6 protein-coding genes and 1 pseudogene are annotated in these 9,659 nt (G+C 73.8%); 2 read left to right on the top strand and 5 right to left on the bottom strand.

Annotation, left to right across the window (positions count from 1 at the left end; all coding sequences use genetic code 11):
• From ACOJTC_RS27005 to ACOJTC_RS26985, 5 genes and pseudogenes are all read right to left on the bottom strand, one after another.
• A pseudogene (locus ACOJTC_RS27005) lies at positions 1-5,720 on the bottom strand (hypothetical protein); the annotation flags it as partial.
• 48 nt (positions 5,721-5,768) lie between these two features.
• Positions 5,769-6,140 carry a hypothetical protein gene (locus ACOJTC_RS27000; RefSeq protein WP_357929735.1) on the bottom strand — a complete coding sequence of 124 codons (372 nt, stop codon included), beginning with the start codon at positions 6,138-6,140 and terminating at the stop codon, positions 5,769-5,771.
• Positions 6,133-6,534: a YbaB/EbfC family nucleoid-associated protein gene (locus ACOJTC_RS26995; RefSeq protein WP_204926793.1), complete on the bottom strand. Its 402-nt coding sequence runs from the start codon at positions 6,532-6,534 to the stop codon at positions 6,133-6,135. Before ACOJTC_RS26995 ends, ACOJTC_RS27000 begins: the two co-directional genes overlap by 8 nt.
• Positions 6,535-6,642: 108 nt before the next feature.
• Positions 6,643-6,933: a WXG100 family type VII secretion target gene (locus ACOJTC_RS26990; RefSeq protein WP_088644222.1), complete on the bottom strand. Its 291-nt coding sequence runs from the start codon at positions 6,931-6,933 to the stop codon at positions 6,643-6,645.
• Positions 6,934-7,012: 79 nt separating this feature from the next.
• Positions 7,013-7,372, bottom strand: a complete 360-nt coding sequence (locus ACOJTC_RS26985; protein ID WP_377687359.1) for a WXG100 family type VII secretion target — start codon at positions 7,370-7,372, stop codon at positions 7,013-7,015.
• Between the two features lie 249 nt (positions 7,373-7,621).
• On the opposite strand from ACOJTC_RS26985, the gene ACOJTC_RS26980 reads away from it, so the two are divergent.
• Together ACOJTC_RS26980 and ACOJTC_RS26975 are read left to right on the top strand one after the other, a co-directional pair.
• Complete coding sequence (locus tag ACOJTC_RS26980; RefSeq protein WP_204926792.1) at positions 7,622-8,668, top strand: WXG100 family type VII secretion target; 1,047 nt, start codon at positions 7,622-7,624, stop codon at positions 8,666-8,668.
• 15 nt (positions 8,669-8,683) lie between these two features.
• Positions 8,684-9,659 (top strand): WXG100 family type VII secretion target (locus ACOJTC_RS26975; protein ID WP_420118989.1); only part of this gene is annotated, 976 nt, incomplete at its 3' end.

Below are 9,659 nucleotides of genomic sequence, written 5' to 3'. Positions count from 1 at the left end.
CGCTCCGGCGCGGGCGGGGTCGGGTCGGCCCCGCCGAGGAGGCCGGTGATCCGGTGCAGGGCCCGACCCAGCACTCCCGGGCGACGCCCCGGCCCCGGCTGAGCCGCCGGCCGGTCCGCCGGGCCACCGTCGCGTGCCGGCCCCCACTCGGCGAGCGGTGGCGCACCGGGGCCGGAGCGGGGTGGGGCCGACACGTCCGGGGCGGCCGGATGGTCGCGGAGCGCGGGCAGCGACCGTCCCGACTGCTCCTGTCCGATCGCGTCGAGGTCGATGCCGTACCGGTCGGCGATCTCCCGGCTCAGCGGGCCGTGGAAGGCACCGCCACGACGCTCGCCGGGGATCGGATGGTTCGCCTCGGCGATGGCCAGGCGGGCCCGTTCCACGATCTGCGCGACAGGTTGGTCGACCGCCCGGTCGAGCAGTTCCCGGGGCAGCACGGCCCGCTCGGCCGGATCCAGCACGTACCGGTCGAGGACGTAGTCCCGCATCTGCTGCGGGGTCCAGTCGGCCATCTCCTGGTAGGCGTCACTGCGGGGTAGGCGCGGGTCGCCTGCGTGGTCGGTGGCGCGGAAGCCGGCCAGCCCGCGGAGGAAGTGCTGCTGGACGGCGAACGCCTGGAACTCGCCTTCGAACCGGAACGGCACCAGCACCTGCGCCGAGACGTCGTCGTCGTAGCGTCCTTCGGCGACTCCCTGGGCCAGCACGTCGCCCACCACGTCGGGGCTGGGCTGGAGCCGGTGCATGCTCTCGTGCACGACGGTCGCGGCGACCGCGCTGATCGGTCGGTTGGTGGCGCCGTCGCGGGGGTCGACATAGAGGATCTCGGTCCGGGTGTCGAAGCCGCCGCGCGCCGGCCCGCGGATCCACGCGTCCAGCTCCGGGGGGCGCAGCTCCGGTGGGAGCAGCGCCTCGACGCTCTCCGGGTCCTTGGGGATCAGCCGGTCGAAGGTGTCGGCCGCGTGCCGCTCGAAGGCCGGCCCGAGCACGTCGCCGATCTTCGCCACCGCGATCGCCTGGTCGATGACGTGGAACCGGTGGGTGACCGGGTCCACGCTGACCACCCGGTGGGCCATCTCGACGGCGTTGAGCGGATCCACCCCGTCCAGGTCCCGCCAGCCCGGGTCGGCGTGTTCCCCGCCCCGGGAGAAGTCCCGCCAGTCGCGGTAGCGGTCGGCGTACCCTTCGACGGCCCGGCTCAGCGCGCGTACCTCCCGGACGACGTCACCGCGCGGGGCGCCGTCGCGGGCCCGGTCGGCGGCCGCCTGCAACCTGTCGGCCGGCCCGGCCACCGCGTCGAGGTCGGCGATTCGGCGGGCCACCGCCGCCTGCGGGTACCGGCCGAGCAGGTTCTCCTTCGCCCTGCCCACCAGCTCGTGCACCTGCTCGGGCAGTTCCGCGCCGGTCCTGGTGCGGTGCGCCGGGAAGTTGCCGCTCGGCGCGACTTCCTGGCTGATCGGCAACTCGTCGCCCACCCGTGACGACCCGTCCGACGGCACGGCAGCATCCGGCACGGGGACGGGCGGCACGGCATCCGGGCCGACGGTCCTCGGCGCGGCGGCGTCCGGGGGCACGGGCCCCGGCCCGGCGGCGTCCGGGGGCACGGGCCCCGGCCCGGCGGTGTCCGGGGACGCGGACCTCGGCGCGGTGCCTTCCGGGACGACGGGTCTCGGCCCGGCGGTCTCCGGGACGGCGGGCCCCGGGGCGGGGGCGGGTGGTGCGGCGTTCGGGTCGGCCGGGATTCGCTGGGCGACCAGCGCGGTCGTCTCCGCGCGCAGCCGGGCCACCACGGCGTCGATCTCCGCCTGGCTGCGGGGCAGGTAGGAGCCGTCCTCCTGGCGCACCGCCAGGTGTTCCCGGGCCCAGTCCCGCAGCTGCCCGGGGGTCGTCGGGTCGTCGGCGAGCAGGCCGCGCACCGTGTCCGGGCCGAGTGGCCGGGGTGGTGCCGGCGCCGGGGCGGTGGCGTCCCGGAAGCTGACCGCGTCGGCGTCCAGCACCGGCGGGTCGGGCCGGACCGGTGCCTCCAGCGCCGCAAGCGACGGCTCCGGCATCGTCCGCGCCGGTCCGGGTCGCGTCGGCCCGTCCGGCGTCGTCGCCCCGTCCCGGCCCCCTTCCGGTACGCCGTCCACCGGCACCCCGACCCGCCCGGGCTCGACCGGGCGGTCGAGCACCTGGTGGATCTCGCGGTGCAGGGTGCGCCAGGCGTCGCCGAGTTGCCGGTCGACGGAGGCGGCCCGCGCAGCCGGGTCGGCCGGCAGGTGCTCCGGCAGTACGACCCCGGCCGGCTCCCGCTGCACCCACCGCCCGTGCTCGACCGCCATTCCCGGCCGCAGCACCACCGGCTGCCCGGGTGGCAGCGACGAGTTGACCTGGAGCACCACCCCGACGCGCAGCCCGTCCGGGTACTCGACGGTGAGCAGGCGGGACGACTCGTCCCAGCTCGCCCGGTACGGCTGGTCCACCGGGCCGGCGTCCCGGCCGGCCAGCAGCTCCCCGACGTGCCCGTCGAACGTCGACCGCACCGCCTCGGGCAGCGGCACCGAAGGCCCGACCGGGTGCGACCCGGCCGGCACCAGCTCGGCCGGGAGGTGTCCCTGTGCTACGCCGCGTAGCTGCCCCCCGGCGGCCAGCTCGCCGCCTCGGCCTGCATCCGCAGGATCTTGCCGTACGCCTTCCTGTACTGCATGTCCGCCGTCCCGTCCAGCACCTGACCCTCCCGGGACGCCTTCTGGATGACCAGCCGACGGTCCTTCTCCGGGTAGCCGAAGCTGTACTCGACCTCCCGACTGTCCTCCCGGACCATTTCGAAGTCCACCAGAATCGCCATCACCGGTTCCCCTCGGCCACGAGTTGTCCAGGTCCTCTCCGGTCCGGCCGGGCGCGACCCGCTCCCAATTGAACAGGCTCTGGGCGTACGCGTGGGCATCCGGGTAGGTGGCATCCGGGTGCACCAGCAGGTAGCCCGACTCGGCCAGCTCGTGCTCCAGCAGGACCAGGTCGGGTTCGAGCGGGCGGCCCTCCCGCAGCCTGATCCACGCCTCCGCGATGTCCTCGTCCGCGTCGAAGCGTCGACGGACCCAGCCGTCCGGGTAGTCCCGCAGCACGTGCTCGTCGACCATGAGGTGCTGTTTCACCCGGGCGATCTCGGCGTGGGTGAACCCTGTCGTGCCGCCGGGGCGGGCGACGGTGGCGAGGTTCGCCGCGATGTCCGCGACGTCCCCCGGGTCGGCCCGGAACCGGTCGTAGGCCCGGTCCGCCCACTCCATCGCCCGGAGCTCGTCGCGGGGACGGATCGAGGCTCCGGTCTGGGCGTCCTGCTCGTCGGGCCCCCGGTTCTCCGCCCCACGGTCCTCGGGGGGCCGGTCCTGCGGGGGGCGGTCGGCGACCGGGTGGCCGTCGGGCGGGGGGTGGTCCGAGCGGGGGTCGGCCCCGTTCATCCCGGTCGGGTCGGTGGCCGGCCCGGTCCGGTCGGCACCGGTGGCCGCCGGGTGGTCCCGGATGGTGATCACCGGTGGTTCGGGGCGGCCGGCCGGCAGTGGGGGCGGTGCGTCGTCCGGGTTTCGGCGTGCCGGCTCGGCGTCCCGCCCGCCCGGCTCGACGTCCCGGTGTCCCGAGGCGGGATCGCGTCGGGCAGGCTCGCCCTCGCGCCCGCCCGGCTCGGCGTCGTGACGTCCCGGCTCGGCGTCGGGGCGGACCGGTTCGGCGTCGGGGCGGACCGGGTCAGGGTCGCGGCCGGGCGGGGCGGGGTCGGCGTCCCGAGCGGGCGGCGGGGTCGACTCCCCGGCCACCCGGTCGTCACCCGGGCGGGACCACTCCCCCGGCGACCGCTCACCCCCGGGCCGTAGCGGGTCGGGAGAGGGACGGGCCGGGTCGGCAGGCGGACGGGCCGGATCGGCGAGGTGGGTCCCCGCCTCCGTGGTCCGCACCGGTGCGGGGTGGGCGGGCTGGCGCGGGCCGCCGCCGTCGCCGGTGCCGCCCGCCAGGTCGGTGCGTTGCGGCAGGTCGGCCGGGGGCAGCTCGGGTCGCGGCGGGTGCGGGCCACCCGGGCCGCCGGGGGTGGGCCCGTCGTCGTCGACCACCGTCGGGTCGGGTGACCGGACGCCGTCGCGGGCGAGCACGGTGCCGTCGGCGGCGATCGCCCCACCGTCGAGCCGTTGGCCGTCGCCGTCGACGTGGGCCCAGACCGCGCCCCGCTCGCTGTAGGTGACCCGCAGGCCGGCGGCCCGGTCGACGGCGGCCATTCCCTCGGGGAGCACCATCACGTCGCGCCCGATCCGCAGGTTCATCCCGCCGACCCGGACGGTGTCCAGTTTGTTCTGCGCGCCGAAGACGACGCCGGCCTTGGCCCCCTCCGCGCCGCCGTGCAGCATGTTCTGCAGGTCGAACTTCCCCTGTGCGGCGTCGGTCGCGCCGGTCACCAGGGCACCGGTGACCCCGCCGCCGATGACGTGGCCGGGGATGCCGCCGAACATCGACGCCCCGAACAGCCCACCCTGGACGGTGGAGACGCCGAGCTGACCGAGGTCGAGGCTGGACCGTTCGCCACCGGCGATCTGGTACATCTGGCCCAGCAGGTTGCCGCCGCCCATGAACGCCGCCCCGAACGCCACCCGCTGGCCCAGGTACTTCGTCAGTTCCCGGCCGAAGGTTGTGGTGGCGATCTCGCGGGTCGCGTACTGGCTCAGGGTGGCCCGGCTGAGCTGCTCGAACGCCTCGGTGCCGGCCAGTCGTACGCCGCCACGGGTGGCGAGGTCGGTGCCGACCCGGGCACCGAACCTGCGCAGCAGCTGTTCCTCGATCTCCCGGGCGAGCTGGTTGCGGGCGGCGAGCAGGCTGCGCCCGGCCAGCCGTCGGGACTCCAGCCCGGCCTCCCGGCCGAGTTGGCGCAGCAGTTCCCGGTTGGTGACGCCACGCAACCACTGACCGGCCATCCGGTCGGCGACCGACCGCGCGATGACGTTGCGCGGCAGGGTGTTGCGGGCGAGGGTGCCGGCGCCCTGCCGGATCACCGTCGGCAGGGTCTGCCGGACGAAGGCGGGGACCTGGGTCCGCGCGAAGCGCGGCAGTTGGGTGGTGACCAGCCGGGGAACCTGGGTGCGGACCAGGTTCGGCAACTGGGTCCGTACCAGGGTCGGCAGCGTACGGGTCAGCAGCGCGGTCACCTCGGCGAGGGCGGCGCGGACGGAGATGCTGCCGATGGCCCGTACGGCGTTGGTGGCGGCGCCCCCGATCGCGGCCCGGCAGGCGGCGAACGCCCCAGGGATGCCGGCGGTGGACAGGCCGAGCGACGGGATGGCGGCGGCGACCAGCATGAACAGCGAGACGGCGAGCATGATCAGGCCGAGCAGGGCCATGAACTTCATCAGCTCGATCTGCAGGCCGAAGCTCTGCACCGCCTCCTGCATGGAGGCGAGGGTGTCGACCGTGCCGGCGAGCGACTCCAGGTAGGCGAGCCATTCCCGGGTGAACACCTCGGCGGCCCCGTCGCCGCTCCAGTTGGTCAGGATGCCGTCGGCGGCGTGCACCGCCTCCTCGTAGAAGGCGGCGAGTCCCTGCGTCGCGGCACCCCAGGCGTCGGAGAGCTCGTAGACGGCGTCGATGTCCGACTCGGGGATCTTGCCGATGAGGATCTCGCCGACGGTGGAGCGGACGCCCGGGATGGCGGCTTCGAGGTCGGAGAACCACTCCAGGATCTCGGCGAGGGCGTGGTCACTCTCGCTCACGCGGGGTCCTCCCCGGCACCGTCGGGTCCCCCGGCCGGCCGCCTCGGGTCAGTGCCGGCCACCGGCCCGGTCGATGTCGGTGGCGTTGTCGTCGTCGGTGCCGGTGTAGCTCCACATGGCGTCGGCCACGTACGCACCGAGCTTGTCCATCGCCTCGCCGAGCTTGGGCACGGTGGTCTTGATCGCCTCGTTCATCTGCTGCCCGCCGCCGCCGGAAACCTCGACCGACTTGTGGTACGTCTTGAGGAACTCCTCGGTGAACTCGTCGCGCGGCAGCGTCCCGGGCGCGGCCTCCAGGGTGGTGATCGCGCCGAGCTTGCCGTCCATCGCGGTGCGCATCGACTGTCCGTTGATCCGGAGCCGGTTGGCGATGCCGAGGATGTCGGCGACGCTCGTCTTGATCTCGACGAAGCTACTCATCGTCGTCCCCCTTCAGGCGCACGTCGGCGTCGTGACTGTGCAGCAGCTTCTCCAGCTGTGCGCCGCCGGGGGCCATCCGACGCAGGTCGGGGGCGAGGCTGCCGTCGAGGATCTCGCGGGACTGCTCGGCGGCGTCCTCCACGGCGAGCCGGACGGTCGCCACGATGGTGGCGGCCAGCGCCCTGGAGTTGGGGTTACGGAACACCCGGGGGTCGATGTCCAGCTCCAGCAGGTGCCCCCGGGGGCCGACGACCGCCTTGACGGTGCGGTCGTCCGACCAGGCAGTGCCGGTCACCCGGAGCATCCGACGCTGCACGTCGTCCATTCCGGACCAGGCCTTCTTGAGGTCACCGATCATGGCGGTCAACGCGCCGAAGTTCGGTCGTTCCTCCATCGCCCCTCCCCCGAGGTCCTTCCGCCGGGCAGCCTAGCCGGGGCGGCCCGGCCCCGGCCGCCCCGCCGGTCCGACGCCCTCCGGCCGGGAGGGCGTCGGACCGGACGGTCACATACCGGCGGCGATCTGCTGGTCGACCTGCTGCATCCGCTCGGCCGACGCGCCGAGCTTCACGCCGACCCGGGTCAGCGCCTCCTTGATCTCGGTGGCGCCCTGGTTCCACTTCTGCCGGGCCTCGTCGCACGCCTGCCCCGCCGGCCCCTGCCAGTCCTGCGCGAAGAGCTGGGTGAACTGGGTGTAGAGGTCCTGGAGGCTGCCGTCCATCTGGCCCTGGTAGGTACCGATGGCGGTGGCCACGTCGGAGATCTGGGCGAAGTTGTAGGTGATGGGACTGCTCACTGGAAGGTCACCTTTCGCTGGTCACGGCGGCACGGGTCGCCCGGGAGGGTCGACGCGGCCGCGGCGGATACCGGCGGCGTCAGCCGCGCAGGATGCTCATCACGCTGGCGTCGCCGGTCTCGGCGGCGGCCTGGCGGATCTCGGTCGCGGCGTCCTCGTCGTTCATGCCGTACTGGGTGGCGGCGCTGGTCATCTTGCCGGACAGCTCGTCGAGCGCCGAGATGATCTTCTTGAGGCCGTCGTTGAGCTGCACGGAGACGTCCTGAAGCGCATTGTTCGCCGAGCCCCGCATGCCGCTGCCGCCCAGCGCCTGCACCCGCTCGATGAGCCGTGCCATGCCCAGCGCGAGGCCCTCACCGGTCTCGTTGCACCGTTTCGCCATCGCGTTCAGCTGTTCCTGGGTGGCGTGAACCTGACCCAGTCCAGGAGTGTCGGTCAAGGTGGACTCACCCGCTCCTCTGCTTGCGCCCCCCGGTCAGGGAAGCGTCCCCTTGATGGTGGTGGCCGTCGTGGCCGACCCTGACGGTAGCGCCCCGTAACGAATCGGGCCACCTCACTTCGTCCGAAGTGGCTGGTCGGGGTGGCGACAGCGGCGATACCGGGTCCCGGCGGTGGTCGGCAGCGGTTACGCTCGGGGCGATTTCCGGTGACACTCGGGCGGGGGCCCGCCGCACCAGGGGAGGGTTCGGTGGCGGAGGACGACGGCAGCAACCCGTACCAGCACGAGACCGACCAGAACACCCGGACCGACTGGCTGGCCGATCAGAAGCCCGTCGACGTCGATCCGGACGGGCTGGTCGACTACGGCAAGAACATGGTCGTCATCCAGGAGAACCTGCAGAGCCACGGTGGCCGGTTGAGCCAGCTCGGCCAGTTGCCGCACCGCGCCTGGGAGGGTGCCGCGCTGCCCGAGGGCGTCTACGTCCGCACCCAGCTCACCCTGAACTACGCCGAGTTCCAGCAGTACCTGACCTACCTGGGTGCGGCGCTGACCAACATCGGCATGGCCGCGCAGACGGTGGCGGACGCCTACGCCAACACCGACGGCTGGTCGGCGGCCTCGCTGGACGCGGTCCGGTTCGCCTTCGGCGAGGCCGACGCGCCTCGTCCGGCCGGGCTGCCCCCGTTCGTCTCCGGCAAGACCTGGTGGGACCAGTACCTCGAAACGGTGTCGAGCGGGCAGGCCAACGCCGCGCCGACCCCCGAGCAGTTCGTCGACCAGGGCCAGCCCCGGGTCGCCCCGGACGGCAGCATCACCTTCACCGCGCTCGGCCCCGGCGGTGTGGTGCGCACCATCGTGCAGCGGTCGCTGCCCGGTGGCGTGGGCACCGAGACGGTCACCACCACGACCGACGCCACCGGCAAGGTGCTCGACAGCAGCACCAGCCGGACGACCACGGTCGTCACCGGCAACTCGACGGTGGTCACCACCACCAACACCGACGCCGAGGGCCGGCGCACCGGCGGCAGCCGGGAGACCACGTCGTACGGCGTCGACGGTGGTCACACGGTGACCAGCGAGCAGCTCGACGCCAACGAGCAGCCGACCTCGAAGAAGGTCGACGAACAGCACGCCGACGGGACGCGCACGGTCACCACGACCGACGGCAAGGGCACCGTCACCCAGGAGCTGCACATCGGCGAGGACACCGAGGGCGTGGACCCGGCCGAGCTGACCGAATCCCCCGCCAAGCGGGCCCTGGACGAGATCAAGCAGCACGACTACGGCATCTGAGCCCGGGAGGACACCATGGCCGACTACTGGGGTGCCCAGGCGACGTACGCGCACGGTGGCCCGCGCGGCGAGGGCACCCGGTACGTCATGCCGCCGGAGAACCCGGACCTGAAGTTCACCCCGGCACCGGGCGGTGAGGGCGGGGCCACCATCGAGGCGGTCCGCCAGCAGGTGCTGGGGCAGCACCCGGAGGACATCTCGGCGCTGGCCGACCAGTGGCAGAACGCCTACAACCTGCTACAGAGCATCCACCAGCAACTGCTGTCCGCCAGCCAGACCCTGCACGACGAGCACTGGAAGTCACCGCAGGCCCGTGACGCGTTCCTCAAGGCGGGGCCGGGCAAGACGCTGGCGTACCTCGACGAGTGGATGGACGCGGCCCAGCACAACGTGACCGCGCTGCGGGCGATGGTCGGCATCGCCCGCGACTCCCGGGCGGAGATGGAGCGGCTCTGGACGGAATACCGGGAGGCCATCGACGATGCGAAGAACTCCGACGGCTGGACGCAGTTCTCGGAGGGTTTCAAGCAGGGCTTCACCCTGGGCCTGTACGACGGCGAGAAGGGTATCCAGGCGGCCGAGGCCGAGGCGGTGCAGGAGAAGCAGGAGGAGTACAACCGCCGGGCGCAGGAGTTGGCCCGGCGTACCGCCGACGACTACTTCGACACGTTGAGCAAGGTCAGCGGCGGGCACGGTCCGCCGTTCTTCCCGATGGACGCGGTGCTCAACCCGGTCGGTCACCCGCCGTGGCGCGGGCCGGTCGGCACCCCGCCGCCGGTCCGGCCGCCCGGTGCCCGCCCGCCGGGGGTGGGGGCGACCCCGCCGCCGGCGTCGGTGCGGCCGGTGCCCCGTCCGGGTGGTCCGGACCAGTTGGCCCGGCAGGTGCTGGACACTCTCCGGCCGCCTCCGGAGGCCGGCGCGCCGGCACCGACGCCCGGGACCGACGAGGGGGCGGGTCCCGCCGTGGCACCGCCGCCGTTGGTGCCGCCGC

Origin of the sequence: Micromonospora sp. (assembly GCF_048594385.1) — a bacterium.
Classification (GTDB): Bacteria; Actinomycetota; Actinomycetes; order Mycobacteriales; family Micromonosporaceae; genus Micromonospora; species Micromonospora wenchangensis.
Note: the sequence above shows the minus strand (reverse complement) of the source record. Positions and strands in the feature narration are given on the sequence as shown.

Excerpts from the sequence above, each read along its gene's own strand:
- ACOJTC_RS27000 (WP_357929735.1), bottom strand. The coding sequence starts at position 6,140 with ATGAGTAGCTTCGTCGAGATCAAGACGAGCGTCGCCGACATCCTCGGC.
- ACOJTC_RS26995 (WP_204926793.1), bottom strand. The coding sequence starts at position 6,534 with ATGGAGGAACGACCGAACTTCGGCGCGTTGACCGCCATGATCGGTGAC.